25 protein-coding genes are annotated in these 26,555 nt (G+C 44.6%); 7 read left to right on the top strand and 18 right to left on the bottom strand.

The features are described from left to right. Nucleotides 1-112: 112 nt before the first annotated feature. From I579_RS07520 to I579_RS07485, 8 genes are all read right to left on the bottom strand, one after another. Complete coding sequence (locus I579_RS07520) at nucleotides 113-1,045, bottom strand: glycoside hydrolase family 113 (RefSeq protein WP_010754212.1); 933 nt, start codon at nucleotides 1,043-1,045, stop codon at nucleotides 113-115. Nucleotides 1,046-1,219: 174 nt separating this feature from the next. After that, nucleotides 1,220-1,801: a DNA-3-methyladenine glycosylase I gene (locus I579_RS07515; RefSeq protein WP_010754213.1), complete on the bottom strand. Its 582-nt coding sequence runs from the start codon at nucleotides 1,799-1,801 to the stop codon at nucleotides 1,220-1,222. A 31-nt stretch (nucleotides 1,802-1,832) separates the two neighbouring features. Further along, a complete protein-coding gene (locus tag I579_RS07510) occupies nucleotides 1,833-2,354 on the bottom strand; it encodes a GNAT family N-acetyltransferase (protein ID WP_034810447.1) in 522 nt (173 codons plus the stop codon). An 18-nt stretch (nucleotides 2,355-2,372) separates the two neighbouring features. After that, nucleotides 2,373-3,875, bottom strand: a complete 1,503-nt coding sequence (locus I579_RS07505) for an Lsa family ABC-F type ribosomal protection protein (protein WP_010754215.1) — start codon at nucleotides 3,873-3,875, stop codon at nucleotides 2,373-2,375. 276 nt (nucleotides 3,876-4,151) lie between these two features. After that, complete coding sequence (locus tag I579_RS07500) at nucleotides 4,152-4,415, bottom strand: hypothetical protein (RefSeq protein ID WP_010754216.1); 264 nt, start codon at nucleotides 4,413-4,415, stop codon at nucleotides 4,152-4,154. Between the two features lie 257 nt (nucleotides 4,416-4,672). After that, entirely contained in the window at nucleotides 4,673-6,088 is a 1,416-nt protein-coding gene (gene ffh, locus I579_RS07495; RefSeq protein WP_010754217.1) for a signal recognition particle protein, read from the bottom strand. Between the two features lie 12 nt (nucleotides 6,089-6,100). Further along, complete coding sequence (locus I579_RS07490; RefSeq protein ID WP_010754218.1) at nucleotides 6,101-6,439, bottom strand: putative DNA-binding protein; 339 nt, start codon at nucleotides 6,437-6,439, stop codon at nucleotides 6,101-6,103. Then, nucleotides 6,439-6,900 carry a 2-thiouracil desulfurase family protein gene (locus tag I579_RS07485; RefSeq protein ID WP_010754219.1) on the bottom strand — a complete coding sequence of 154 codons (462 nt, stop codon included), beginning with the start codon at nucleotides 6,898-6,900 and terminating at the stop codon, nucleotides 6,439-6,441. Before I579_RS07485 ends, I579_RS07490 begins: the two co-directional genes overlap by 1 nt. A 164-nt stretch (nucleotides 6,901-7,064) precedes the next feature. Between I579_RS07485 and I579_RS07480 the strand changes: the two genes are divergently transcribed. Both I579_RS07480 and I579_RS07475 read left to right on the top strand, forming a co-directional pair. Beyond that, nucleotides 7,065-7,787, top strand: a complete 723-nt coding sequence (locus I579_RS07480; RefSeq protein ID WP_010754220.1) for a response regulator transcription factor — start codon at nucleotides 7,065-7,067, stop codon at nucleotides 7,785-7,787. Then, nucleotides 7,784-9,523 carry a sensor histidine kinase gene (locus tag I579_RS07475; protein WP_010754221.1) on the top strand — a complete coding sequence of 580 codons (1,740 nt, stop codon included), beginning with the start codon at nucleotides 7,784-7,786 and terminating at the stop codon, nucleotides 9,521-9,523. The genes I579_RS07480 and I579_RS07475 overlap by 4 nt, the downstream gene beginning before the upstream one ends. A gap of 91 nt (nucleotides 9,524-9,614) precedes the next feature. Here I579_RS07475 and I579_RS07470 read toward each other — a convergent pair whose 3' ends face one another. Continuing rightward, entirely contained in the window at nucleotides 9,615-10,082 is a 468-nt protein-coding gene (locus tag I579_RS07470) for a PTS sugar transporter subunit IIA (protein ID WP_010754222.1), read from the bottom strand. A 439-nt stretch (nucleotides 10,083-10,521) separates the two neighbouring features. Between I579_RS07470 and I579_RS07465 the strand changes: the two genes are divergently transcribed. The 5 genes from I579_RS07465 to I579_RS07450 all read left to right on the top strand — a co-directional run bounded on the left by I579_RS07465 (nucleotide 10,522) and on the right by I579_RS07450 (nucleotide 16,831). Further along, nucleotides 10,522-13,182: a glycoside hydrolase family 65 protein gene (locus I579_RS07465; RefSeq protein ID WP_010754223.1), complete on the top strand. Its 2,661-nt coding sequence runs from the start codon at nucleotides 10,522-10,524 to the stop codon at nucleotides 13,180-13,182. Nucleotides 13,183-13,588: 406 nt separating this feature from the next. Next, entirely contained in the window at nucleotides 13,589-14,062 is a 474-nt protein-coding gene (locus I579_RS12555; RefSeq protein ID WP_010754224.1) for a PRD domain-containing protein, read from the top strand. 41 nt (nucleotides 14,063-14,103) lie between these two features. Further along, nucleotides 14,104-14,418, top strand: a complete 315-nt coding sequence (locus tag I579_RS12550; protein WP_051117367.1) for a PRD domain-containing protein — start codon at nucleotides 14,104-14,106, stop codon at nucleotides 14,416-14,418. 203 nt (nucleotides 14,419-14,621) lie between these two features. After that, entirely contained in the window at nucleotides 14,622-16,034 is a 1,413-nt protein-coding gene (locus tag I579_RS07455) for a PTS transporter subunit EIIC (protein WP_010754226.1), read from the top strand. 44 nt (nucleotides 16,035-16,078) lie between these two features. Next, a complete protein-coding gene (locus I579_RS07450; protein ID WP_010754227.1) occupies nucleotides 16,079-16,831 on the top strand; it encodes a ChbG/HpnK family deacetylase in 753 nt (250 codons plus the stop codon). A gap of 63 nt (nucleotides 16,832-16,894) precedes the next feature. Here the strand turns inward: I579_RS07450 and I579_RS07445 are convergent, their stop codons facing one another. The 9 genes from I579_RS07445 to I579_RS07405 form a co-directional block, all read right to left on the bottom strand. Further along, entirely contained in the window at nucleotides 16,895-18,586 is a 1,692-nt protein-coding gene (locus I579_RS07445; protein ID WP_010754228.1) for an aryl-sulfate sulfotransferase, read from the bottom strand. A 226-nt stretch (nucleotides 18,587-18,812) separates the two neighbouring features. Beyond that, nucleotides 18,813-19,451 carry a nitroreductase family protein gene (locus tag I579_RS07440; RefSeq protein ID WP_010754229.1) on the bottom strand — a complete coding sequence of 213 codons (639 nt, stop codon included), beginning with the start codon at nucleotides 19,449-19,451 and terminating at the stop codon, nucleotides 18,813-18,815. A 14-nt stretch (nucleotides 19,452-19,465) separates the two neighbouring features. Next, nucleotides 19,466-19,870: a MarR family winged helix-turn-helix transcriptional regulator gene (locus I579_RS07435; protein WP_010754230.1), complete on the bottom strand. Its 405-nt coding sequence runs from the start codon at nucleotides 19,868-19,870 to the stop codon at nucleotides 19,466-19,468. Nucleotides 19,871-20,017: 147 nt separating this feature from the next. Beyond that, the gene (locus I579_RS07430; RefSeq protein WP_010754231.1) at nucleotides 20,018-20,332 is read right to left on the bottom strand and encodes a DUF1292 domain-containing protein; all 315 of its coding nucleotides are present in this window, start codon (nucleotides 20,330-20,332) and stop codon (nucleotides 20,018-20,020) included. A gap of 18 nt (nucleotides 20,333-20,350) precedes the next feature. Continuing rightward, complete coding sequence (ruvX, locus tag I579_RS07425; RefSeq protein WP_010754232.1) at nucleotides 20,351-20,782, bottom strand: Holliday junction resolvase RuvX; 432 nt, start codon at nucleotides 20,780-20,782, stop codon at nucleotides 20,351-20,353. Next, nucleotides 20,779-21,048: an IreB family regulatory phosphoprotein gene (locus I579_RS07420; protein ID WP_010754233.1), complete on the bottom strand. Its 270-nt coding sequence runs from the start codon at nucleotides 21,046-21,048 to the stop codon at nucleotides 20,779-20,781. Before I579_RS07420 ends, ruvX begins: the two co-directional genes overlap by 4 nt. Nucleotides 21,049-21,351: 303 nt before the next feature. Beyond that, nucleotides 21,352-23,217, bottom strand: a complete 1,866-nt coding sequence (locus I579_RS07415; RefSeq protein ID WP_010754234.1) for an ABC transporter ATP-binding protein — start codon at nucleotides 23,215-23,217, stop codon at nucleotides 21,352-21,354. A 12-nt stretch (nucleotides 23,218-23,229) separates the two neighbouring features. Further along, the gene (locus tag I579_RS07410; RefSeq protein ID WP_010754235.1) at nucleotides 23,230-25,614 is read right to left on the bottom strand and encodes an ABC transporter ATP-binding protein; all 2,385 of its coding nucleotides are present in this window, start codon (nucleotides 25,612-25,614) and stop codon (nucleotides 23,230-23,232) included. An 18-nt stretch (nucleotides 25,615-25,632) separates the two neighbouring features. Further along, nucleotides 25,633-26,313 (bottom strand): TetR/AcrR family transcriptional regulator, encoded by a 681-nt coding sequence (locus I579_RS07405; protein WP_010754236.1) that lies wholly within the window; start codon nucleotides 26,311-26,313, stop codon nucleotides 25,633-25,635. Between the last annotated feature and the right edge of the window lie 242 nt (nucleotides 26,314-26,555).

The raw sequence follows: 26,555 nt of genomic DNA, 5'->3' as shown, positions 1-26,555 counted from the left end.
AAAATTTTTTGAGCAGAACCAATGTTACCTTTCCAGCCAGTTTCGAAACTTGGAAAACGATTACAAAAACATAATACTACATTTCCCTTTATAAGTATATACCTAAAATATATTATTTTGTACTTTTATAGAATTTCTGAATGATTGCTTCCGCAGGTTTCCCATAAAGAGCATAATCTGTATCCTGGGACGCCTGATCTAAGTCGTATAAAAAAGCTTTCCAATCCCAGATACCAAAGCCTTGAACCCATGCTCGTTTGTCACAGGCGGCAAACATGGCTTGAAACCATCGACTTTGCGCATCAAGACTGACCTGTCCTAAAAGCGTCCAATCATTTGGTAAATATTCACTACCTACACGACTAGGACAGCCGGACTCGCAGAAAAAGAACGGTTTTTGCTCTCGCTTTACTACTTCCTCGATTCGATCTAATTCCTCTTCCCAAGAAGCTAGCGGATAATAACCAGAAGAGGAAATCACGTCCACCGCATCCCACCAAGTTAGGTGATCTTCTTGATACTTGTCACAGTTGTACGTAATCAATCCCTGATAACGTTGCCGTACTTCTGCAATCAGTGACCGCCATTCTGCTTCCCGACGATCGGCATTGACCAATTCGCAGCCCACGACGAACATTTCACATTTCGTTTCCTCCGCCAATTGGGCATAGTGATTTAGATACTCTCCATAAGAAGCAAACCATTCCGACCATTTTGGTTCACAGGGAACATCGTGATCAAAGAAATTAATATGGGCCCGCCAAGTACCATCGGCGACATTTACCATAGGTTTCAAAATCACCTTTAACCCTAGGCTCTTTGCATACGCAATCAATTCTTTGACTTCCTCATCTGTCACTACCTCGTCAGCTTGCCAATCAATTTTTACGGATTGGGGATGAGCTTGCGTAACTGTGATCGGTAAAATCACGTGTTCCACACTGCAATGTTCCTGCATCAGCCGTAAAGATTCTCGACTCCTAGGATTTTGCCAATCCCCTCGCTTGCTCATAAAGCCAAAGGTCATGCCTTTAATGGTTTCCATCTTCTTTCACGCTCCATCTTTTTAGTTTGAAATCGATTTCAGCTACATTGTAAAGGAATCTATTTCTATTTTCAATATAGATATATACTTATAAAATATTTAACCAAACTTATATCACACACAAAAAAGAGCCCTTTTCCCGGGAATACCGAGAAAAGGACTCTTCTAATTGTTTTATTTCATCGTCTCTTCCACCAATTCCTGATGGCGAAAGCAAGTCACGAGATGATCATTAATGATGCCCACCGCTTGTAAAAAAGCATAAATGGTCGTGGAACCCACAAAGGAAAAGCCACGTTTTTTTAAGTCCTTGGCGATTTGATCGGACAAAGGACTTGTGGCGGGGACTTCTGCTAGGCTTGCCCAGTCATTGATCACAGGTTTTCCGTCCACAAAGGACCAAAGATAGTCCGAAAAGCTGCCCCACTCTTGCTGGATTTCCAAAACGCGTTGGGCATTGTTAACGGCGGCGGCCACTTTTCTGCGGTTCCTGATAATGCCAGGATCTTGCAAGAGACTTGCGACTTTTTCTGGGGGATAAGCCGCCACTTTGGCAATTTCGAAATGATCATAGGCATGATCGAAATTGTCCCACTTTTGTAAGATCGTATTCCAACTAAGACCGGCTTGATTGATGTCTAGCATTAATTTCGCAAAAAGTTGCTGATCTTCCCGAATGGGCACGCCCCAGACTTCATCATGATAGCGGGTCATGGCTTCATTTTGGTGGCTCCAACCACAGCGTTCTTTTTCCATAGGGTTCCTCCTTAAGCTTTGTTACCAGTAATTACGTGGTTTTGGGCTTTTCCACTGCAAATAAGTAATGGGGCATCACCACACCCTTGTATTCTTTTACAAAGCGTTTTTCCACAGTCATGCCGTTTCTGATGGCCACATTCATGGAAGCTAGATTGGTATCTCGCACGATGGAATGGACTTTTTGAGCATTCAAAGTAGTAAAAGCGTAATCTCGGACAGCTTGGGCCGCTTCTTGTGCATAGCCGTTATGCCACGCATCATAAAGCAAATGATAGCCGATTTCTAACAGTTTTTCCCCTTCCACTACTTGCCAAGTCAGACCACATTCGCCTAAGAGTTTTCCCGTGACCTTGTCTTCTACAGCCCACAAACCGAAACCATCTTCCTCATAAGACGCCAGATTCCACTGGAGCCAATGGGCGACCTCGGCTTCACTAAAGGCTCCTTCATAAGCATACATCACCCGTTCATCACTTAAAAAACGAGCTAGCAGGGCTTCTTCCCCTATCCGCCATTCTCTTAGGCGTAGGCGACTAGTTTCAATCATCATCGCTGGACTCCTTTTACTTTATTCTGGGGCTTCCAAGGTAATCACCTGAGTCGCCACTTTTTCTAAAAATGTTTTGTCGTGTTCTACCACGAGCATGGTCGGCTGAGCAGCCAAAATCATCGTTTCCAACTGTTCTTGGTTGAAGACATCCAGGTAGTTTAAAGGTTCATCCCAAATGTACAGTTCCGCTGGTGTTGCCAAGGATTTTGCCAATTCCACCCGTTTTCGTTGCCCCATGCTCATCTGCTCAATCGGATTCTGGAAGACGGTGCGTTCAAAGCCCAGCTTTTTCAAGTTATTCAATAAATCTTGGTAACTCAAGCCATGACTCTCCGCAAATTCCGGCAAAGTGCCCCGATTGTCTTCATAATTTTGCCGTACATAACTTGTGGCTACTTGATTAGGACGAAGGATTTCTCCGGTAGCTTCCCCGGTGAAGTTACCTTGCAAGTAGCGAATAATCGAGGATTTTCCTGCACCGTTTGCTCCGGCAATGGCAATCCGCTCTCCTTGCTGGATTTCAAAGGAAACCGGCTTAAACAAAGGTTTGCCGTCAAAGGACAAGACCAGATCCGTGACTTTTAGCAGCAACTTGTGATGGCTTGGCTGGTAGTTGATTTTCAAAGGATCGATGTATTCCATGTCTTGCAAGAGTTCTTCTTTTTCGGCAATCTGACCTTCCAAACGTCGCTCTAGATTTTTTGATTTTTTCATCACTCGCGCCGCCCGGGCACCGATAAAGCCGGTATCATAAACCGCTCCACTGCCTTTGACGTTGGCTTTGCCGTATTTGTCTTTTTCTCGTCCCCGGGACCATTCGGCTTTTTCTGCTGCGGTCTGTTTCAAGCGACCGATTTCTTTTTTGAGTTTTTCATTTTGTTCCACTTCGTAGCGGTCTCGCATATTTTTTTGTTCTTCATATACGGAGAAATTCCCCTGATACAAGACCAGCTGGCTTTTTTCAATGGATAGGATGTGATCCACCACTTCATCTACAAAACTGCGGTCATGACTAATCAAGATAAAGCCTTGCCGCTTATTCCGCAAATAGTCCGCCACTTGCTTGCGCCCGAGAATGTCCAAGTGATTGGTGGGCTCATCGATCAAAGGATAGCTAGCATCCTCCACGAACAACAAGGCCAAAAGCACCTTGGTCTGTTCCCCACCAGAAAGGCTGTCGAAAGGTCGCCACAAAATATCCGGATCCACCTTAAGCAAATTCAACTCCCGCTGAATCTGCCAGTCCTCAAACTCCCCTTGCCCCTGCAACACGTAATAAGTCAGCTGACTCGGATCGGTCACCGGTTGAGGAAAATAAGTAAATTGCAACTGATGGAAAATCTTTCCTTCATGAGGCAGCTGCCCTTGCAACAGTTTCATCAACGTGGTTTTGCCCCGACCATTGCGACCAATTAAGCCCAGTTTCCATTTCGTATCGATGACCAAATTGGCATCGGTAAAGAGATTGTGTCCTTGGCTATCATAGCCAAAGGTCAAATTTTTAATTTCAATTACGCCCATGTTTATCACCTCTTAGTTGTCCGCAATTTGCGCACAAAAAAACGCCTTTTCTACTTTTCAGAAAAGACGTGAGTAGCCAAAGAGGCCCATCAAATGGGACTTGCACCATTGAAAACTCCGCCAATTCTGAAAATCTGCACACTGATTCCTTGGATAGTCCTCAGTCTGAATGCAGCTTCAACAAATTGGTTTAGTTTTTCAATGGATGATCCCTCATTTCATATGATTGTGTAATTAGAGTAGCATGTTCTGCTTTTTTTGACAACTGAGAAAGCATTAAAATTTTGCTAACTCTTTCGGATTAGTCTGCTGCTTTCTTTTTTCCAGTGCTTGGTCTTTGGCTTTGCCTGCTAGATAATAGCGCCAAGCTAACTGAATGAATAAAATCAAAACCGCCCCGATGGCTAAGATTCCGTAGGCCAGCATTTTGGAGACGTGAACCCCGTGACTCGCTGGTGAAAACTCCCAACGATTCACCAAAATCACCAACCCGATAAAAACTACCGTCCAATAGACATTGACTCCCCGCCACAACTTCATCTCTGTCACTCCCTAAAAAATTAAGCGCCTTCACTTTTACTAACTCTATTCTAGCACAACGACTGAGAGGGGCAAGTTAGAAGGGTTCGTCTTATGAATGAATAGCGGGCTAGTGTAAGTGCCGGCTTGGAAGAACCGCATTGGAGGTGAAAAAAGACTCTCACAAAAGGGGCAAATAAATCGCTCAGGGTCTTAGCGCCACTGCTGGGATTTATTTGCTCTCTCAGATGCAAGAGTCAATCGTTATTTTTTAAAGCTTATTTGCGCTTTTTCTTCTTTTTCTTGTTCTTTTTCACCATGCGATTCATGGCCATCTTGCCGAGCTTGCCTTTGACTCCGGTGCCAAACATTTGATCCATTCCCGCAGGCATGCTGCCTTTGGACATTTGCTGCATCATCTTTTGGCTTTCTTTAAACTGCTTGATGAAACGGTTGACTTCCACCACGGAGTTCCCGGAACCCGCAGCAATCCGCCGACGACGGCTCGGGTTCAGCAAGTCGGGATTTTCCCGCTCGGCTTTGGTCATGGACAAGACAATCGCTTTTTGCCGGGCGATTTGTTTCGGATCGACTTTGACATTTTCAATTCCCGGAATTTGGCTCATCCCCGGAATCATCTTGATCAAGTCTTCAATCGGTCCCATGTTATTTACTTGGTCCATTTGTTCGATAAAGTCGTTAAAGTCAAAGGAGTTTTCCTTCATCTTCCGAGCGAGTTCTTCCGCTTGTTTCTCATCGTATTCCTGTTGGGCTTTTTCGATGAGGGTCATCATATCCCCCATGCCCAAAATCCGGCTCGCCATGCGGTCTGGGTGGAAGACTTCTAAATCCGTCAATTTTTCCCCAGTACCGGTAAATTTAATCGGTGCTCCCGTCACTTGGCGAATGGACAAAGCCGCCCCGCCTCGGGTATCCCCGTCTAATTTGGTAATCACGACTCCGGTAATGCCCAACTGTTGGTTAAAGCTGTCCGCCACGTTCACCGCATCTTGCCCGGTCATGGCATCCACAACTAAGAGGATTTCATTTGGTTCGGCGATTTCCTTGATTTCCTTTAATTCGGTCATCAAGACTTCATCAATGTGCAAACGACCGGCAGTATCGATTAAGACATAGTCGTTTTTCTTTTCCCGGGCCAGTTCCATCCCTTGACGGACGATTTCCACGGGACTGACTTCGGTACCCATTTCAAAGACCGGCACGTCCAACTGTTGGCCTAAGACTTTCAATTGGTCAATGGCCGCCGGACGATAGACGTCTCCTGCGATCATTAGCGGCCGAGCATTTTCATTTTTCTTTAAGTAGTTGGCCAATTTCCCGGCAAAGGTGGTTTTCCCGGCCCCTTGGAGCCCGACCATCATGATAACCGTTGGGATTTTCGGGGACTTGGTGATGCCCACGGTTTCTTCCCCTAAGGTTTTGGTCAATTCTTCATTGACGATTTTTACGATTTGTTGGGCTGGTGACAAGGATTCCAGGACCTCTGTCCCTACCGCCCGCTCCCGGACACTTTTGGTGAATTCTTTCACCACTTGTAAGTTGACGTCGGCTTCTAGTAAAGCCAGGCGGATTTCCCGCATCATTTCTTTGACATCAGCCTCGGTGACTTTGCCTTTTTTCCGCAGCTTGCCCATGGCCTGTTGCAGACGTTCTGTTAAACTTTCAAATGCCATTTTCTCATTCCTCTATTCATCGATTTCTTGTATTTGCGCCACAAAACGGGGCAATGCTTCGTCTTTCGGATAATACTCGGCGATATATTGACTAAGATCGGTTAAGACCTCTTCTCTGACGATGTAATCCGACAGTAAATGCAATTTCCGCTCGTAATCTTCCAAGATTTTCTCGGTCCTTTTTATATTATCATAGACCGCTTGCCGACTCACCTGAAACTCCTCGGCAATCTCCCCTAAGGAAAAATCATCTGCGTAATACAGCTCCATATAATTCATCTGTTTTTCCGTTAGTAAAGTGGAATAAAACTCAAACAACGCATTCATGCGATTGGTTTTTTCGATTTCCATCACAGGTCCTCCATTTCTTGCCAGTTTTCTTCTGAATAGACTTTAAGACCTTGTTTTAAAAAGTAGGCCGTGGCCACGCCGACACCGGCTTCTTTTATCCCGGAAAACGTTCCGTCATAGATTAAGTGACTGCCACAAGAAGGACTGCGCTCTTTTAAGATGACTTGGGTGATACCTTGTTCTTGCAACGCTTCAAAGGCTTTAATGGCCCCTTTTTGATACGCTTTTGTGACATCTACACCCTCTGTGTTGACCACCCGGGCACGCCCAGCCCAGACATCAAAGCCGTCGCCCCCTTGAATCTCGGCAGGAGGTCTCGGTGTTGGCAGACCGCCTAAGACTTCAGGGCAAATCATCACAGCTTTGCCTTCTTTGACCCAAGTCACCAGTTGTTCCACAGGTTGCGTGCCGCCATCGTAACGACAAAAGACGCCACCTAAACAAGCACTAATGCCTAGCATGCCACCACTTCCTTTCCAAGCAAAACAATCACTTGATATTATAGCATTTTTTTAACTGCCACAATAGTCTCCCGACGGATTTCTATGCTAAAATGAAGCCAACCTCAAGCCCACGCTTAGAGGAAAAAGGGTCGCTTAGACGGCCTGTTTCACAGGAGGTAGGGATGAAAAAAGTATTGATTGTGGATGACGAACCATCCATCGTGACCCTCTTGACCTTTAATTTAGAAAAAGAAGGCTATCACGTTACCAGTGCCAACGACGGACTTGTCGGCTACGAACTGGCCTTAAATGAGTCCTTTGATTTTTTGATTTTAGATATTATGTTACCCCGCTTGGATGGCATGGAAATCACCAAACGTCTGCGACAAGAAAAGGTTCAGACACCGATTTTGCTCCTTACGGCCAAAGACGACACCATCGACCGAATTTTAGGCTTGGAAATCGGGGCGGACGACTATTTGACTAAGCCCTTTAGTCCTCGGGAAGTCTTAGCCCGCATGAAGGCCATCTTCCGGCGTATGGAACCGCGACAAGGAACAGAAGCCGTGACTGAGGCCCCCATTGAGGAAGCCCCAGCGTTGTTGCAAATTGGCGACATCATCGCAGACTTAACTAATTTTCAAGTCACCGTCAAAGGCACGCCAATTTTTTTAACCCCGAAAGAATTCGAGCTGTTGGTCTACTTTATGAAGCGCAAAGACCGGGTCATTGACCGGGATACCTTATTAGATCGTATTTGGAACTACGACTTCGCCGGTCAAAGCCGCATCGTGGATGTCCATGTCTCCCATTTGCGGGAAAAAATCGAAACTGATCCAAAAAATCCTCAGTATTTGGTCACCGTCCGAGGCTTTGGCTATAAATTTCAAAGGCCAAAAGTATGAAGAAACAACTAGGAGAATACCTGGGCTGGCTAGCCGTGCTTTTGGTGATTTTCATTGGCGCTTGGCAGTTGATTGCCGGTTTTTATCACAACCAAGTGGTCAGCCAACAACAAGACTATTTAGAAAAAAAGGCCGCTCTTTTATTGAATGTTACCAAAGATGATTCGTTGGCCGAACTAGCCCAAGTGAGCCAGCAATACGTGGCAAACTCCGAAGAAAGGATTACGATTTTAGATGCCGGCGGCGCCATTGTGGCCGATACCACAGACGCTAGTCTCACCGGCACCCGCAGTAACCGGCCGGAGATTAAGACGATCCTTCAAGGGGGTAAACTAGGAGTCGCCCTGCGCCACAGTGCTACTTTAAAAAAAGAGCTACTTTATGTGGCGACACCCATCATCCAAGATCAAAAAATCAATGGGATCCTTCGCATTGCGGAACCCACAGCGAATTTTCTCAACTCTGCCGCCCAAGTTCGGCGCTCGATTTTTCTCGTATACAGTCTCTTGTGCCTGTTAATCACACTGGTGGTGTTGCATTTTCTTCGGCAAAAAAATCGCCCCATGGAAAAAATCCTGCCGGTGCTCAAAAAGATGGTCGCTCAACCGGAAAAAACAGAATTGATTTTGCAGACTTCTCCTCAGTGGCAAGAGCTCTACCAAACCGTCAACCAGCTGAGTGAACAGCTTTCGGAAACCTATCAGGCTTACACCGCCACAGAAAGTCAGCTACACACATTGCTAGACGAGCTGATGATTGGGGTCTTTTTATTGGATGAAAATCATCAACTCCTGATGATCAACCCTGCCATGAAGCAGCAGTTAGGGCTCCCCCAAGAGTTGACATTGCCGGAAAATCTGGCTAGCGTCATTCGCGATCCAGGGCTGATCCAAGCGATTTATCGTGTAACTCCTACAACACCAGTGCTCCATGAGGAATTTCAATTGAAGATTCCCAATAAGCGGGTTTTGGACTTAAACTTGCATCTCTTTGTGGAGCAAAAACAACTTTTGGGTATCTCTTATGATTTAAGCCGGGTGCGTCAATTGGAAAAGATGCAAAAAGATTTCGTGGGCAATGTTTCTCATGAGCTGAAAACTCCAGTGACCTCTTTGATTGGCTTTACGGAAACATTACTGGACGGTGCCATGGAAGACCCCACCATCACTCGGGAATTTTTGACCATTATGGAAAAAGACGCTCATCGCCTGGAGCGCTTGATTCAAGAAATCATCCAGCTATCCAAAACCGACGAGGCGCAAACTTACGAATGGCAAGAATTGGATCTTACAGCTTTGTACCAGCAATTAAGCCAAAGTTTCCAACACCTCTTACAGGAAAAACAGCTAGACTTAAAAATCGAGATGCCTCAGCCGATCAATTGGCGAACGGTGCGAGAACTCTTTTACCCCATCGTAAAAAATCTGGTGGAAAATGCCTTACAATATTCCCCCGAAAATAGTCAAGTGATCCTCCGCTCCCAGATTCGGCCCGATGGTCAATTGGAAATCCAAGTCAGCGATCACGGCATCGGTATCGACCAAGAAGACCAGAAACGAATCTTCGAACGCTTTTATCGGGTGGACAAAGCCCGGGCTCGTAATTCCGGGGGCACCGGACTAGGGCTCGCCATCGTAAAAGATTACACGGAAAAACTCGGAGGCCACTTAACTTTGGACAGCCATCCAAAAGTTGGCTCAACCTTTACCGTGATTCTTCCTCCCGAAGACAAGTAAATCGCAAAACAAAAGACGGACACTCTCTCTAGCTGAGAGATGCCCGTCTTTTTTACGCCCTATCCAAAGGGTTAAAATAACAAATATAAAATCATTCAATCACAGCAGCAACGGTATTTTTGTCCCCTGTACCAACCTGAACATTCAATTGGAGATCTTTTTCTTCTGGGAAGACAACCATCACCACATCGTCTTTCCCATTTGCCTTTAGAACATCTAAATCCACTTGTAAAAGCCGCTCTTTAGCAGCAACTTTTTGTCCAGCTTCAACAAAGGATTCAAAACCTTTCCCTTCAAGATCCACGGTATCAATCCCCACATGAATCAAGAGGCCAACTTTATTTTCCGTTTCGATAATCAGAGCGTGTTTTGTAGGGAAAATGGATTGAATCACGCCGCTCACAGGGGCAGTAATCTCGCCGTTAGTTGGCTTTACTGCAAAACCTTCCCCCATCATTTTTTGATTAAAAACTGGATCGGCCACCTCTTCAATCTTGATTACTTCTCCTGCCACGGGAGAAAAAATTTCGGTCTTTTTCTTTTTAAAAATGCCAAACATACTAGTTCACTCCTTAATTTTTCGCAACAAACGATTGCAAATCGACTCGATTACAGTCGTCATTCGTCCTATTTTTCTTTCTCTCAAGCTCCGCCTTCTCTTAGTCAAATCACACAAATGCCGCATAAAAAAATACTTATCCGCAAAAATAAATAACAAATATCAAAGTATTAAAAGGTTATTTTTGGCTGATTAAAAGCAGTAATTTTTTTGCCGATTCGAAGAGGTCTGCAGAAACACTATTACTAAATCACAATGCCTAAAAAAATGCAAGTCGAAAATTCAGGTGATCGTGGCTACTCCCTCCGACCTCACAAAAACAGTTTGAAATCTAAAAACAACTCGGTTATAATCAACTCGCTTGTATAGACAAGTATCGAAAAATCTTGTTTTCCCAGAAAGGAGCACAGGAAACGTCCTCGGCGTTTCCGCAGCAAACATGAATATAGCAAAGATTACTATCGCCTCAGAAGCCTGGCAGGTCGAGCTTTCCGAGCAAAATAGCCAACGTTTCACAGGACTACCTACAGAAAATGCTAAGCAACTGAAAAACTGGTTGGCAGAGCAAGAAATTAACGGCGGGGTAATCTGCACCTCTGCCCCTTGCCTCTTAGAAGGACCAAACGGCACCTATGAATTGTCCCAGTGGCTCACAGAAACGCTAAACCAGCCCTTCGTGACCACCAATTCCCTGACCGATTTTGCCGTAGCCGCTCAAGAATTACCTTGGCGCTTGGATTATTATGGCTACCGTCCTGGAAAAGACGAATACTCCGTGGAATCTTTACTGACGGTGGGTAACGGTTTTATGGGTCTACGGGGAACAACTCCGGAAATGGAGATTTCCGATGCCAATTATCCTGCAACGTACTTAGCTAGCCTTTATGATACAGGCTATTCAAAAATTCAAGACCGCACGATTGCCAACGAAGACTTTGTCAATGCACCAAATATGCAAAAGATTTATCTAATCATAGATGGCGAACGTATCGATATTGCCAATAATCGTGTGCGCTCACTAAAGCGCTCGTTGAATTTGCGAAATGGCTTATTAACTTCCAGTAGTTTGATTGAGTTGAAAAGTGGCAAAAAAATCTTGTTGGAAAGTGAAAAAGCGGTCAGCATGGCTCGGCGGGAATTTTATGGAATTCGCTATCGTTTCCAACCAATTGACTTTAGCGGAGACATCCAAGTGGTAACCGAGGCCGACGGGGAAGTTTATAACTATAACGTGGCCCGGTATCGCAGTCTGGAAAAAAATCACGTCACTATTCTCCAAACTGCTGCAAAAGATACGGCCACTCGCTTAGTCGCTGTTACAAAAAATTCCGCCATTACGGTAGTCCAAGAAGCGCAACTTTTCTCTACCGTGCTTCAACAAGCAAGCTGTGCCACGGAATGTGCTGATCACAAAATCTCCCAGTCCTTCACCATCGCCGCAAAAGCCGGAAACTGCTACGAACTGGAAAAAATCGTTCGCGTGCAACAATTTCGACAAGCAGAACAAGCCACAGCTGCCGAAGCAACCCAGGCTCCTCTGGCTCTCGATTTTCCAAATTTTGCTAGCTTACTGGCTGAGTCCACTTCGGTTTGGCAAGACTTGTGGGATAAAGCAGCGATTCGCGTTGAGGGAGATTTGATGAGCCAAAAACTCTTGAACCTCCATACTTATCACATGCTAGTCTCCGCTTCACCGAATGGCAATCACGAGCTAGATGCCTCTGTTACTGCCCGAGGCCTTCACGGAGAAGCTTATCGCGGACACATTTTTTGGGATGAATTATTCATCCTGCCATTTTATATCCTCCACTTCCCGGAAACTGCTCGGCAGATCCTCTTATACCGATACCACCGCTTACCGGCAGCCAAGGCCGATGCCGCAAAAGCCGGCTTTAAAGGAGCTATGTTCCCATGGCAATCTGGTCTGGATGGTACCGAGCAATCCCAAGAGCTGCATTTAAATCCAATCAGTGGGGAATGGAAAGAAGACCATAGTCGACTACAGCGCCACGTGTCCTTGGCCATTGCGTACAACGTTTGGCAATACTGGCACAATACCAAAGATCAGGACTTCATGGCCCAATACGGTCTGGAAATGATGTTGGAAATTGCTCACTTCTGGCAAAGTCTGGCCTACTGGGATGAAAGCCAAGGTCGCTACTCGATTGCCGGCGTCATGGGTCCAGACGAATTTCATGAGGCTTATCCAAATGCAGAAAAAGGCGGTTTGAAAGACAATGCCTACACCAACATGATGATGGTCTGGCTCTTTGAAGAATTAGCCAACTTACAGCAAGAATTAAGCGATGAACTCTTTACAGAACTGCTCGATAAAACGGGTATCACCCAAGATGAGCTAGCCTCCATGAAAGAAATTCGTCACCAATTAGCCTTAGAAATAAATCAAGAGGGCATCATCGCTCAGTTTGACGGTTACTTTGATTTGCAAGACTTGGATTGGGCTGCTTACCGAGAAAAATACGGCAATATTTACCGCTTAGACCGAATTTTAAATGCCGAAGGAAAATCCGCGGATAGCTACAAAGTGGCCAAACAAGCCGATAGCCTGATGATTTACTACAATTTTTCTACAGCACAAGTGAAAAAGATTCTAACAGACTTAGGCTACCAAGCTGCCTTACCGGAAAATTACGTGGCCGATAATCTGCATTACTACTTAGCCCGTACCTCCCATGGTTCCACTCTATCTCGGGTCGTTCATGCCCAACTAGCTGCCATGGTCAATGAAAATGACCTAGCTTGGCAACTATACCAAGAAGCGCTCTCCTCTGACTACCAAGATATCCAAGGAGGAACCACAGCAGAAGGAATCCACGCCGGAGTAATGGCCGCAACGCTCTATATTCCTTTGACTACTTTTGCAGGAATGGATATTCGGGGGGATGTACTCCACTTTTCCCCTAACCTCCCTGCCCAATGGCAAGCAATCAGCTACCGCATGAGCTTGCGTCAAATTGATTTTGAGATTACGGTAAACCACGAAGCAATTCTTTTACAAGCTTCTCAAGACACCCAAGTCCAAATTGGGGAAACGCTGGTGTCCTTACCTGCTGGTGAAACTATCACCTGTCCTTATTAAACAACTTTTCAGCCCGCCTACTTTGTCCAGGCGGGCTTTTTTGTCCGAAATTTACTTGCGGAAACAAATGGCAGGGGCAGACTTTTAAATGCGTTTTTTCTCAACAATAAGTTTTTATTGACTCAAAAGCTATTGCTAACACCAGGCGCTAGCCTTGTCATCAAGCCCTTTTACTCAGTTTTTTGACAAATATCGAAAGTAGCTTTTGGTAATTCAGCCACTTCGGGATAGTCTTTTTAGAATTTATGTAGTATAATACCGTCGAAAGGTTGTTACTCGCTTGCGAGGCATTACTTTTATAACTTGTAAATAAGGGTTGTTACTCATTTGAGGCATTACTTGCACAGCATCAAGGGAGCAGCAGCGCTATTTTTGTGTCTATAATTCGTCTTTGTGAGGTGAAACCATGGAAATCACTCGAAAAATCAATAACAACGTCGCATTAGGTGTCGACAGCAACGGCCGAGAAATCGTCGTTTGTGGGAAAGGTATCGGTTTTCCCAAAATGCCTTACACGCTAACCGATATGAGCCAAGTTCAACGAACCTATTACGATATTTCTGCACACAATGTGGAGATGTTCAATGAAATCCCTGAAGACATTTTGGCAGTTGCCACTGATATCGTTGATTTAGCCAGGGTAACGCTGAACAGCGAATTAAATCCAAATTTGCCCATCACCTTGGCAGATCATTTGAAATTCGCAAACGAGCGTATTAAGAACAATATGGAAATCTACGCCCCACTCTCATTTGATGTGGAAAGCATGTACGCCAAAGAGTATGCAATCGGCAAACGGGCCTTGACCTTGATGAAGAAAAAAACCGGTATTTCTTTACCAGCTTCAGAGGCAACCAGTATCGTATCGCATTGCATCTAATCAATGCAGAAGATCGTACTAGCGATATGCATCTAACCCTAATGATGACTAAAATTATTCAAGATGTCATCGGCATTATTGAATCGGAGCTAGCGATTACTTTTAAAAAAGATAGCTTCAATTACTCTCGTTTTATCACCCATTTACGGCATTTGATTCAGCGTCAAGTTCGCGACCAACAGATTTTTAGTGACAACAGTGAACTCTATTCCACCGTGCGCTTGCAATATCCGAAAGTCGCCGCATGCGTGGACAAAATCGATGCTTATTTCGAAAAAGAATACCACTGGAAATACAGCGACGAAGAAAAATTATATTTGATTATGCACATTAATCGCGTTTGCGCGGAAAATTAAATTACCACGGATTGTTACTCATTTTTTGAGGCATTACCCAGAACGATGCAACAGCATCCGTCTGGGTTTTTTTATTGATTTGGCTTATTTTGTACGGAAATGAAAGCCCTCTTTTTCCTGGTTCTTTCTCGTACGCATAGTAACCCACTCTACAGTTGTTTTTTGAAAATATGGTCATAAAAAAGAAAGTAGGAGAATATAAAATGACAGATGAACAAAAATTTCACCAAAGCGCCGCAGCCATTTTAAGTGCCGTTGGCGGCAAAGAAAATGTTGCCAGTGTCTTTCACTGCATGACACGTTTGCGCTTCTTGCTAAAAGACAATAGCTTACCAAATATTGACGAAATCAAAAAAATTGATGGCGTACTCGGGGCGCAACTCTCCGGGGGACAATTCCAAGTCATCATTGGACCGAATGTCGCAAAAGTCTATACGGAACTTTGCAAAATCGGCGGCTTTACCGAACAAGCAGCGGTGGACGTCGACGCTGCTGCGGATAATGCGGATAAGCCAAAAGAAAAGCTCACTGCCAAAACGATTGGCCAAAAGATTTTAAACGGACTAACTGGTAGTATCACCCCAGTCTTGCCGATCTTTATCTGTGCCGGGTTATTGAAGATGATCGTCATTATCTTGGGTCCGGGAATGCTAGGCGTACTTAGTGAGACGAGTGGTTTGTACACCGTTTTATCCTTTGCCGGCGATGCAGGTTTTTATTTCTTGCCAGTCTTTCTAGGCTATACCAGTGCCAAGCAGTTTAAAGCCAATCCATTAATCGGGATGCTTTTAGGGGCAATCTTGATTCATCCAAGCTTTATCGAAGCCGTAACGAATGGAACTTCACTTGATTTCCTCGGCTTACCAATTACTCCTATGACTTATTCTAGTTCAGTGATTCCGATTATTTTAGTTGTTTGGATTATGTCCTATGTGGAACGTTTTTGGAATAAAGTGATTCCTGAAATGTTGAAAATCATGTTGGTTCCCTTCCTGACTGTTTTAATTATGTTGCCATTGTCTTTAGTTGTCTTGGCCCCATTAGGTGTCATCTTGGGTTCTTTCATCAGTACTTTCTTCTTGTGGTTGCACTCAGTCTTAGGACCATGGGGGATTGCCTTGTTAGGTGCGGTCTATGCCCTACTAATCATGACCGGGATGCACCATCCATTGAACTTGGCGGTTTTTGCTACCTTGTCTTCTGTAGGGTATGACAAAATCGTCTTTGTGGCTGGGACTTCTGCTTCCATGGCTTTGGCCGGTATTGCCTTAGCCTTTGCGATTAAGTCCAAGAAAGCAGAAAACCGGAGTATCGGTTTCTCTAGCTTCTTCCTATTGGAAATTGCGGGAATTACCGAACCGACGATTTACGGGATTGCTTTGCCTTACGTCCGTCCTTTCATCGCTCAAGCCATCGGTGGTTTCTGTGGTGCTCTTTACATGGGCTTTATGAACGTGAAGATGTATAATTTGACTGGTTCCAATATTTTAGGTTTAACCGGCTTTATTGGTAAAGACTCCGGCAATTTCATGCATGCGGTTATCGGCAGTATCATTGCCTTTGTCGTAGCCTTTGTAGCCTTGTTTATCATCGGCTTTGACGAAGATAAAAACTAAAAGCTACTATTATATATACATTTAATTTTTTGGAGGGATAACTCATGCGAAAAATCCTTATGCGGGCCGATGACCTAGGTTATAGTGAAGCGGTCAATTATGGTATTTTAAAAAGTGTCCAAGATGGTTTGATTGGCAGTGTTGGTTTGATGTCTTCCATGGAGGCGGCAGCCCACGGGGTCAAATTACTCCAACCAGAAAAAATTGCTTTAGGGCTTCACTTTAATATTAGCATCGGCCAACCAGCTGCAGATCCTGCGTTAATTCCCAGCTTGGTTCAAGCAAATGGAGAATTTAAACCTTCCAGTGAGTATCGAAAAGCCAAAGAGGACTTCGTGGTTTTGGAAGAAATTATCATCGAAGCCGAAGCTCAACTGGCTCGTTTCATTGAGCTCACTGGGCAAAAGCCAGCCTATTTAGATGGTCATGCAGTACCTAGTCCTACCCTCTTTCACGGATTGGAAATTGTGGGCAAGCGCCACGGACTGAAGTATTCACCACTTCCACAAAAGATTGAAGACCAAGTTACCATCGGTCAAACTCAAGTCTTGATGCACACCGGTAGTAGTCCAGAAAAAGATGGGAAAACCTGTCTAGAAGAACTCTTAGCAACACCAGCACTTCCCGGCGTCGTGGACCTGTTAGTCTATCATCCTGGCTATCTAGACGAGTATATTTTGCAACACTCCTCTTTAAATATCCGCCGCACCGCCGAGTGTGCCATGCTTTGTCGCCCGGAAACTCGAGAATTATTAGCAGCCAATGATGTAGAATTGGTAACTTATCTAGACTTGTAATCCAATATACAGTAAAGCCCCCTTGAGTCAGTGCCTAACTCAAGGGGCTTTTTCAGTGCCTATTTAAAAATAGTAGCCACTAAACTCATATTTGTAGACCCGATAGAGGAATTTTTCTTCCCCTGTAGTGGTGAAAGTCGCGATTGGAGCGCCGTTTTCATCATATTCCGTAAAAGTAGCCACTTGACCTGAATCCACAAGATAGTTTGAGCCCAATTTTTGCACACTGGATATGAAAGTGGAGTATGGTACGGAAAACTCCTTGACCAGTTTGTAAGTTCCAGCACTTTCATCTACTTCATATTCATAGTAATAAGAATTTTCGGTGGAAGTCAGATCCGTGGTGCCTGCTCCGGCTTCCAAGTATGGCGTCATATCTAAATCCGTGCGGGAGTCCATCACCGCCGAATTGTTATTGAACATGTACAACGTATAATGCTCATCATCCGCACCGGCTTCATAAGTCACAGAATGTTGTCCCAATTGTGAGGTGAAGTCTCCCTCCTTTTGAAGCAAAGCTGCGCCATTGGTATCGATGCCGTCCCAGAAATCACTATCGGAAATAATCGTCGAAATCTGTGCGCTGGTGGAGACATCTGTTAATTTCATAATCGAGGACGTCTCTCGGGAACTCAAAATCAACTCATCATCGTTAATGTACTGAATCGTATTGATATGAACGATATCTCGCGCCCCTTTTTCCGCCGTAGAAACGACTTTCCCGGTGGCTTTTTCATATAAGTCAGGCAATAAATCGGCGAAGTTTGCGATTTCCGTCACAGCTCCAGTCTCACCATCGATTTTGATCACCCGATCTTCCACATAGTCATTTTCTGCTTTGGCCTGGATGCTAGTAGCCAAGGCAATCAGATTGCCCTCATCGTCCAAAGCATAGTCATGGTGGAGAAGATAGCCGGCATCTTTCACGTTGTACTTAGCCACGACCTGCCCAAGTTGATTCATTTTCACCAAGGAATAATTGGAAATGGCAAAGACCATATTGTTATCTGAATCAAAACTCAAGCGCATGGAGTTGTAATTGACCAAAGGAATCTCATTGCGCACATAGCCCTCATTGTCCACCAAGGCAATCACTCGATTTTCCAGCGTGCTATCCCCGATCAAAGCATACAAACCATTGCTTAATTCTGTCGGATTGTCATAAGTCGTCACATCTAGCTGTGTGCCTAAGCCGCTATTGGAGGCTTGCGGTGTGTAAGTGAAGCTCTTGAGTTCCGTCGTACCGTCAGTGTAAGTCACGGTTAAACTCACCTGATTTTCTTCTCCGGCAATCAACCCAATCAATTGGGATTCAAAATTGGTCGTGGTACCGCTGTTGACTAAGGTTTCGGAAAAATTAGGAATGTTCGCAGTCTTCACCGTATAGCTGACATCCGCGATTTCTTTTGTAGTTTTGAAATTCACATAAATACTGTTGCGATTGGTCAAATAAGGATTCGATACCAATAATGGATCAGTTACCGTTGCTTGAGTGGCTGCCTCCAATTCACTTAACTGCTCTTGAATCTGGCTTTGTATGTCTGGATTGTAAACATCTGAAACCGAATCAATCTCATAATTACTATAGTCCAACTCCGTCACATCTTGGCTACTAGCCACCGGCAAAACATACGCCTCTTCCTTTGTTTCAGTGGCCTTGCTATTTTGGACTAGTACCGTGATGGAAACCAACGCCAGCACTAAAATCGCCGCTACCCCAATAAAAATTGAACGCTGTTTGTTTTTCTTACTCATATCGTCTACCTCACATCCGTTTTGTATGAAACTACTAAACAAAATGGAACTTAAGGCAAACATAAATGAAGCTTACCCTCGAGAGAATTTCAGAAAAGCTTATTTTGGGTGGGCTTACCAAATGCTTGGGAACTTCTACAATTGCTAAAAAATAGAAAAAGAACCAATAAAAATCCCCGTCTTCCTTAAGGAAAACGAGGATTTTTTACTGATTACTCATTAATCACTATTTAAACTCGGTAATTTTTTCTGCTGGTAAGCGCACGGAAGTATAGCCTGACTCCTTCGCTTTCCCCACGGATAAGATGATGACTGGCACATAGCGTTCCTTATCCAAGCCAAAGGTTTCCGCTAAGGCACCTGCTTCAAAGCCACCGATGGGATTGGTTTCGTAGCCATGGGCCCGAGCCGTCAGCATAAATTGCATGGCTGCCAAACTAGAGTCAACTTTTACCACATCGTTCATTTGCGCTTTTGTAAAACTCTTGTAGTAAGGAATAATCGAAGCCAACTGTTGGTCTCTGACTTCCTCTGGCATCTTGCCTTCCGCCACTGCTTGATTGTAGATTTCTTCCCCTAGCTCGTAGCATTGCAAATCACCGAAAATCAGCACCATAGCGGAAGAAGTATCATTTTGTTTCGTATTGAAGCGAATCAAAGGTTTTAACTTCGCTTTGGCCTCTTCACTTTCCACCACTACAAAACGCCATGGTTGCATATTCACCGAGGAAGGTGCTGTAGTCGCTTCTTGAATCATTTCCAGAATCTCTTCGTGGGAAATTTTATAAGTTTCATCATACAATCGCACGGATTTTCGTCCAAAAGTAACATCCGCAAAATCATTTTTAACTAGTTCTTTTGCCATTTTCTTTGCCTCTTTCATTTCACTAATTTTGTTAATAACGCTAGCAAAGTCCGCTCTTCTGTCTCGCTTAAAGGGAAAGGATTTGCTTGGGCGCGCTCATGTTCTGCTTCACAGTGAGCCAAGGCAGACTTGGCTTTTTCAGTGACTTTCACAAAAACTTCCCGCTGATTGTCCTGATTGCGTTCCCGAGTCACATACTGCTCTTCTTCCAATATCTTTAAATGCCGGGTAACGGCGGCACTGTCAATCTGTAACTGAGTTTGCAAAACGGTCTGGGAACAAGGACCACTTTCCCGCAGAAACAGCATCAATTCATAGCGGGTAATACTAAAACCAGTGTCTTGCTCAAACAATGTAGTCATTTTCTGATTGGCTAATTTCAATTGATAGAGTAATTTACTGGTATCTCTCAGATTCATGGGAACTCCTTTCTACGATTGATTCATCAATCATTGACTAGTCAACTATAGAATAATGTGTTGAATTTGGAAAGTGATTTGCTTGGGCGGATGCTTTGAAAACAAAAAAAGCCAAACCCTCTGAAAGAGTTCGGCCAGCATAAAATCTTATTCTTCTTCTTCGGTCATAAACGTATTGAAGACTTCTTCAATCATGTCCCATTCGGCTTCGGTTTCGATTTGTTGCAATTCGCCTTCTGTGCCGTCTTCGTTTTCGATGTAAGCATAGGCTTGCAATTCCACGTCTTCTTCTTCAGGGACGCCTGCTGGGTAAAGCAAGACGTAATTTTTGCCGAATTCTTCTTGACCGTCAACGGTTAAGAGGATTTCGTACAAGGTTTCGTTTCCTTGATCGTCTACTAATGTAATGTGTTCATGTCCTTCGTGGTCATGATCGTGATCATGATGATTGTGTTCTGCCATGATTCTAGCTCCTTTTTTTTAAAATAAACTGCTGCTATTGCGATCCAAGTAGTTCTGTAGGATCATGACAGCTGCTAATTTGTCGATAACTTTTTTTCGCTTAGCTCGGGACGTATTGGCTTGTTCCACCAGCATCCGTTCTGCTTGTACCGTGGTCAAGCGCTCGTCTTGATACTCTACAGGCAGACCAAAGAGTTCCTTGATCTGATCCCCGTAACGCATGGACGCTTCTGCCCGAGGGCCAATCGAGTTGTTCATGTTTTTTGGCAAGCCCACCACAAACTTCGTCACCTCATACTCGGCGACCAGTTCTTTCAGGCGGTCAAAGCCAAAATTTTCTTCGTCTTCGTTGATGCGGATGATTTCCACACCTTGGGCCGTCCACCCCATGGGGTCACTTACTGCGATCCCCACCGTGCGCGAACCCACGTCTAAGCCCATGATTCTCATGACAAATCGATGCCGTGATTCGTCAAGTAGTAGCGAATCAAGACTTCTAAGATTTCATCCCGTTCGTGGCGGCGAATCAGGTTACGAGCATCTCGATAACGAGGTATATACGCCGGATCTCCGGATAATAGATAACCTACGATTTGATTGATTGGGTTATAGCCCTTTTCTTCTAGTGCTTGATAGACGATGGCCAAGGTTTCGCTGACAGCTTTTTTGTGGCTATCATCAAAGTCAAAACGCACCGTTTCATCAGTATACCCCATATGTCACACCTCAATTTCCATTTCTAGTCTAAATTTATTTTACTTCATCCCTAGGCAAACTACAAACAAATGATTTTTTATTTCTTTGTGAAGATTCTAAGAAGAAAGGCAATTCCTTGTTTTAGTCCCTTGGATAAAAGCGGTATAAATGCTAGACCTGTTATTATTTTCGGACGTAGTTCTCCATTTCAGTATACCACAGAGTGTCCTATTTTTCAGAGGAAAGCCAAAGACCACGGGCCTTTTTGCCGTTTGAAAAAGACCGGCGGAACACATCCACCGGTCTTTTTATCTGCCGTCTGCTTACGCTTCGGCTTCTTCTGGCAACTCTTCAAATTGTGAGTTGTACAAAGCTGCATAGTAGCCACCTTTGGCCAAGAGTTCTTCATGGGTACCTTGTTCCTTGATATCCCCGTCTTGCATGTACAAGATTTTGTCCGCGTCTTTAATCGTAGACAAGCGGTGGGCGATGACAAAGGAAGTCCGGCCAGCCATTAAGTTGTTCATGGCATTTTGAATCAAGACTTCCGTCCGGGTATCCACAGAAGAAGTCGCTTCATCCAAAATCAAGATTGGCTTATCGGCTAAAATTGCCCGAGCAATGGTCAAAAGCTGTTTTTGCCCTTGGGAAATATTAGAGGACTCTTCATTGAGTTCCATATTGTAACCCCCAGGAAGAGTTTCGATGAAGTGGTGTACGTGGGCTGCTTTAGCCGCCGCATAGACCTCTTCATCCGTTGCTTCTAAATTCCCATAGCGCAAGTTGTCCATGATGGTGCCTTTAAACAACCACGTATCTTGCAAGACCATGCCGATGTTTTCTCGTAGATCGGCCCGATTGAAGTCTTTGATATTGTAACCATCAATCTTAATCGCCCCACTGTTTACATCGTAGAAACGCATTAAAAGTTTCACCATGGTGGTCTTCCCAGCCCCGGTTGGTCCCACAATGGCCACGGTTTGGCCTGGGTCCACGTGACTGCTGAAGTCATTGATGATGATTTTATCAGGATTGTACCCAAAGTGAACGTGATCGAAGTCCACCATCCCGCTGACTTTGCCGATTTTCACCGGATTTTCCACAGTTTGGGCTTCTTCTTCTTCCCCGAGGAATTCGAAGACCCGTTCTGCGGCAGCGGCCATAGATTGGAGCATATTAGATACCTGAGCCAATTGAGCGATTGGGTTGGTTAAGTTCCGCACGTATTGGATAAAGGCTTGGATATCCCCTACAGTAATCGTGCCGTTGTAGGCGAAGATCCCACCGATGATCGCAACAGCCACATAGCCTAAGTTCCCCACAAAGTTCATGATTGGTTGCATCAAACCAGATAGAAATTGAGATTTCCATGCGGATTTGAAGAGGACTTCGTTTTGTTCTTTAAATTCATTCAAGGCATTTTCTTCATCGTTAAACAAATGCACGATGTTGTAGCCGCCCACGGTTTCTTCTACTTGACCGTTGATGATCCCCAAGTATTTTTGTTGGGTCGCAAAGTGTTTTTGGGAGAACTTCACGACGAACAAAATCAAAACTAAGGAAATCGGCACAATCAAAACGGAAATACCGGTCATTGGTACCGAGATGGAAAGCATCATGACGATGACTCCGACTACGGTAAAGGTTGAAGTAATCAACTGGGTAATGGACTGGTTCAAGGATTGTCCCAAAGTGTCCACGTCGTTGGTGATCCGGGAAAGAACTTCCCCAGTAGTACGGCTTTCAAAGTAATTCATCGGCATACGATTGATTTTTTCCGAAATTTCTTTCCGCATGCGGTAGGTCACTTTTTGGGTCACGGTGGACATGATCCACCCTTGCATGATCCCAAAGAGAGAAGCCACCAGATACAGACCTAACATAAAGAGCAAGGTTTGACCGATTTTATCGAAGTTAATGCCACCGGTTCCTTGGTATTTTTTAATCAAGCCATTGAATAATTCTGTAATGGCTTTGGATAAGATTTTTGGTCCCCAGATATTAAAGATTGTCGAAGCTGCTGCGAAAATCATGACAAACAGAATCGCAATCTTGTAATTCGCCATATAGGAGACTAATTTTTTAATCGTACCTTTGAAGTCTTTGGCCTTTTCGCCGGCGCCCATGCCGCGACCTGGTCCATGACCCATGCCTCCGCCTTGGGGGCGTTTTTCGTTATTTTCTGCCATTTTCTTCGCCTCCTATTCTGCTTCCAAACCTAATTCGGCATTGCTCAACTGGGAAGAAGCGATTTCTTGATAGACACTGGATGTTTCCATTAGTTCTTCGTGGGTTCCTTGAGCCACGATCCGTCCTTCATTCAAGACGATGATATTGTCCGCATGAAGAATGGTGGAAATCTTTTGCGCCACGATGATTTGGGTGATGCCTTTGACTTGTTCTGCCAAAGCGCGGCGTAGTGCCACATCAGTTTTATTATCCAAAGCAGACAAAGAATCATCAAAGATCAAAATCTTCGGATCCTTCGCCAAAGCCCGGGCGATGGACAAGCGTTGTTTTTGCCCCCCGGAAACGTTGGTCCCACCTTGGGAGATTGGCCGTTCGTAGCCTTGTTCATTGCTATCGATAAATTCGGTTGCTTGAGCGATGTTAGCGGCTTTCTTCATTTGTTCATCGGAAATCCCATCTACATCACCAAATTTAATATTCGATGCGATGTCCCCGGAGAAGAGCACCCCTTTTTGTGGTACAAAACCGATTAAGTCGTGAAGTTTGTGCAAGCTCATTTCCCGTACATCTACTCCGTCGATGGTGATACGACCGGTAGTTACATCGAACAAACGAGGGATCAGGTTGACCACGGTGGATTTCCCAGAACCAGTTGAACCGATTAAAGCCGTAGTTTGTCCTGGTTTAGCGGTAAAGTTCAAGTGGTGCAAGACATCTTCGTCTGCATCAGGGTAACGGAATGTGACCCCTTCAAAGCGAACTTCCCCTTGGTAATCCACATCGTCTTTAGGCTGTGTAGGGTCCACGATGGTTGGTTTGGTTTCCAAAACTTCATTTACCCGACCGGCCGAAACATTCGCCCGCGGCAAAATGATTGAAACCATGGACAACATCATGAAGGCCATGACGATTTGCATCGTGTAAGTGATAAAGGCCATCATATCCCCGACTTGTAGTTGGCCGGCATCCATATTGTGCCCACCTACCCAGACGATTAATACTGAGATGCCGTTCATCAATAACATCATGATTGGCATCATGATTGACATTGCCCGGTTGACGAACATTTGTGTTTTCATCAAGTCCGTATTGGCCACATCAAACCGTTTTTCTTCATATTTTTCCCGGGAGAACGCCCGAATAACTGGCAAGCCGGTGATGATTTCCCGAGAAACCAAGTTGACCCGGTCCACGAGTTTTTGCAAGCTCTTGAATTTCGGCATGGTAAAACCAAGCAAAGTCAAGACCAGGACTAATACTAAGGCTACTGCCACAGCGATGATCCAGCTCATACCGGTATCGGTTTGGTACACTTTATAAATCCCACCAAGACCGAGAATCGGTGCGTACAAGACCATGCGAATCGTCATGACTAACCCCATTTGAATCTGTTGAATATCATTGGTACTCCGGGTAATCAACGAAGCTGGGGAGAATTTTTCCATTTCCGCATTGGAGAATTGCAAAATTTTGTTGAATTGACCAACCCGCAATTCTTTCCCCACATCGGAGGAAACTAAGGATGCGATCAAGCCCACAAAAATTGCTGCAACGGCAGAGATCAAGGTCAAGATGACCATTTCGGTCCCTTTTTTGATCATGTAATCCGTTTGAATCTTTTGCGTGTCTTCATCTAGTGCTTTGTATTCTGCCAAGGTCAACTGGATTCCCACAGTTTTCATGGAGTCAGCACCTAAATCCCCTAGCTCGTCTTCCGTAGCTTCCCGAGCTGCCGCAACTTTGTCCGGCATAGCGTCGTTGGTTTTAGTGATTTCATCAGCGAGCTGTTGCGCTTGAGCCCCTTTGGCTTGAGCTTCTTCTCCCAGCTGGCTAGCTTCTGCACCTTTGGCTTGGGCAGTGGCCATATCTCCCGCCGCTGCGGCCGCTTGGGCATCTGCTCCGGCAGTTTTGGCTTGTTCCGCCAAACTTTGGGCTTCTTCTCCCAAGGCTTTGGCTTTTTTGCCATCTTCACCTAAGGATTGGAACGTGTCCATGACCTCTTTGGCTGGACTCTTTTCCTCATCGGATTGAGAAGTGGCTAACATCATCATGGGCAATTCAAAGATTTTTCCTAACTTTTCTTTGGTCATGCCTTTTTGTAAATTGAGTTCGTAAACGGTGGTTTCTTTGCCGTCTACTTTTTCTGTCTTTTTCTCGTAATTGTCTGCGATGGTTTCTTTTTCTTCATCGGTCATAAACAACTGGATGGCAGACAGCGTAGATTCGCGGATTTTCGTCGGGGTGACGGTTTCCAGGCCCCCTTGTTGAATTCCCACATCCACGATCTCCGAAGTAATACTTGGTAATGTCAAATCGCTGTGGGCCTGGACGACTAACAGCACCAGCGCAGCCAAGATGGCATACCAATATTTTTTGAGATACTTGAATAATTTCATGGCTTAACCTTCCTTACCTTATTCATTTTTTTCGGTGATTTCTTTGGCAGCACCGGATTTTAACCAGTTCAACTTCAACCGAAATTCTGTTTCGATTTTTTCCGTGTCAATCTTCTTATCCCCGGTGAGCATTTGACGATAGCCTTCTGCTACGGTGGAAAAGACAACGTGCATCAGCAATTTCACTAGAATCTTGAGTTCTTCCTGATTTTTCAACTTCAGCAACGAAAGATCCACGATGTCGTAAAAAGCCTGCCACTCTTCGTCCTGCATTTTGCGATGGGATGGATGATTGCTTGGGTGACTCCTGTCAAAAGGAGGCGCTACTTTATGGAAGGAACGATAGTCCATGTGCATAAAGAGGTTTTGGTAAAACGCCGCATTTGGTCCTTGCAACACTTCATTGACCATTTTGGAGAAATACAACTCAAACCCATCAAATAAGTTGCCATTGGCTTGTTCCATTGCCACTTGTAACTCTTGGCGAGCGTTTCTATGCATACTCTTGAAGTAATAGAAGTACAAGTCTTCTTTGTCTTCAAAGTACTGGTAGAAACTACCTCTGGGAATTTCCGCATCCTTGATAATTTGCGCAATTGAAGCCTCTCCTAAAGGCGCTCTAGAAAATTCTTTTTTCGCAGCTTTCATAATCCGTTGCTGCTTTTCTTTTGACAGATGAAAAAAGGTTTCCTTGGGCATGATTTTCCTCCTTACTTAAAAAATACTTTTGCAACACAAGTGACGCATTGTCATGTGACACTGTGTCATTATACGCTCATTCCCCTAGAATGCAAGGATTTTTGATTGAATTTTATTAGAAAACAGTCGCTTCTTTAATACCTGCCTAGGTACATTTGACATGATTGCTTTTACAAAAGAGATGGCAGGGGTTACAAACCTAAACAAAAAATCACCATTTTTCCAAACAAAAAAACCGAACC

Source organism: Enterococcus asini ATCC 700915 (assembly GCF_000407365.1).
Taxonomy (GTDB): Bacteria; Bacillota; Bacilli; order Lactobacillales; family Enterococcaceae; genus Enterococcus_C; species Enterococcus_C asini.
This window is presented reverse-complemented; position numbering and strand designations above follow the sequence as displayed.

Bases quoted from the DNA above. Each gene is read 5' to 3' on its own strand.
- I579_RS12550 (WP_051117367.1), top strand. From the start codon at position 14,104: ATGATGACTAAAATTATTCAAGATGTCATCGGCATTATTGAATCGGAG.
- I579_RS07485 (WP_010754219.1), bottom strand. From the start codon at position 6,900: ATGCTAGGCATTAGTGCTTGTTTAGGTGGCGTCTTTTGTCGTTACGAT.
- I579_RS07470 (WP_010754222.1), bottom strand. From the start codon at position 10,082: ATGTTTGGCATTTTTAAAAAGAAAAAGACCGAAATTTTTTCTCCCGTG.
- I579_RS07420 (WP_010754233.1), bottom strand. From the start codon at position 21,048: ATGGGGTATACTGATGAAACGGTGCGTTTTGACTTTGATGATAGCCAC.
- I579_RS07475 (WP_010754221.1), top strand. From the start codon at position 7,784: ATGAAGAAACAACTAGGAGAATACCTGGGCTGGCTAGCCGTGCTTTTG.
- I579_RS07510 (WP_034810447.1), bottom strand. From the start codon at position 2,354: ATGATGATTGAAACTAGTCGCCTACGCCTAAGAGAATGGCGGATAGGG.
- I579_RS07455 (WP_010754226.1), top strand. From the start codon at position 14,622: ATGACAGATGAACAAAAATTTCACCAAAGCGCCGCAGCCATTTTAAGT.
- I579_RS07500 (WP_010754216.1), bottom strand. From the start codon at position 4,415: ATGAAGTTGTGGCGGGGAGTCAATGTCTATTGGACGGTAGTTTTTATC.
- I579_RS07410 (WP_010754235.1), bottom strand. From the start codon at position 25,614: ATGAAATTATTCAAGTATCTCAAAAAATATTGGTATGCCATCTTGGCT.
- I579_RS07440 (WP_010754229.1), bottom strand. From the start codon at position 19,451: ATGGCAAAAGAACTAGTTAAAAATGATTTTGCGGATGTTACTTTTGGA.
- I579_RS07505 (WP_010754215.1), bottom strand. From the start codon at position 3,875: ATGGGCGTAATTGAAATTAAAAATTTGACCTTTGGCTATGATAGCCAA.
- ruvX (WP_010754232.1), bottom strand. From the start codon at position 20,782: ATGAGAATCATGGGCTTAGACGTGGGTTCGCGCACGGTGGGGATCGCA.
- I579_RS07415 (WP_010754234.1), bottom strand. From the start codon at position 23,217: ATGGCAGAAAATAACGAAAAACGCCCCCAAGGCGGAGGCATGGGTCAT.
- I579_RS07480 (WP_010754220.1), top strand. From the start codon at position 7,065: ATGAAAAAAGTATTGATTGTGGATGACGAACCATCCATCGTGACCCTC.
- I579_RS07490 (WP_010754218.1), bottom strand. From the start codon at position 6,439: ATGGAAATCGAAAAAACCAATCGCATGAATGCGTTGTTTGAGTTTTAT.
- I579_RS07520 (WP_010754212.1), bottom strand. From the start codon at position 1,045: ATGGAAACCATTAAAGGCATGACCTTTGGCTTTATGAGCAAGCGAGGG.
- I579_RS07445 (WP_010754228.1), bottom strand. From the start codon at position 18,586: ATGAGTAAGAAAAACAAACAGCGTTCAATTTTTATTGGGGTAGCGGCG.
- I579_RS07515 (WP_010754213.1), bottom strand. From the start codon at position 1,801: ATGGAAAAAGAACGCTGTGGTTGGAGCCACCAAAATGAAGCCATGACC.
- I579_RS07450 (WP_010754227.1), top strand. From the start codon at position 16,079: ATGCGAAAAATCCTTATGCGGGCCGATGACCTAGGTTATAGTGAAGCG.
- I579_RS07435 (WP_010754230.1), bottom strand. From the start codon at position 19,870: ATGAATCTGAGAGATACCAGTAAATTACTCTATCAATTGAAATTAGCC.
- I579_RS07465 (WP_010754223.1), top strand. From the start codon at position 10,522: ATGAATATAGCAAAGATTACTATCGCCTCAGAAGCCTGGCAGGTCGAG.
- I579_RS07430 (WP_010754231.1), bottom strand. From the start codon at position 20,332: ATGGCAGAACACAATCATCATGATCACGATCATGACCACGAAGGACAT.
- I579_RS07405 (WP_010754236.1), bottom strand. From the start codon at position 26,313: ATGCCCAAGGAAACCTTTTTTCATCTGTCAAAAGAAAAGCAGCAACGG.
- I579_RS12555 (WP_010754224.1), top strand. From the start codon at position 13,589: ATGGAAATCACTCGAAAAATCAATAACAACGTCGCATTAGGTGTCGAC.
- ffh (WP_010754217.1), bottom strand. From the start codon at position 6,088: ATGGCATTTGAAAGTTTAACAGAACGTCTGCAACAGGCCATGGGCAAG.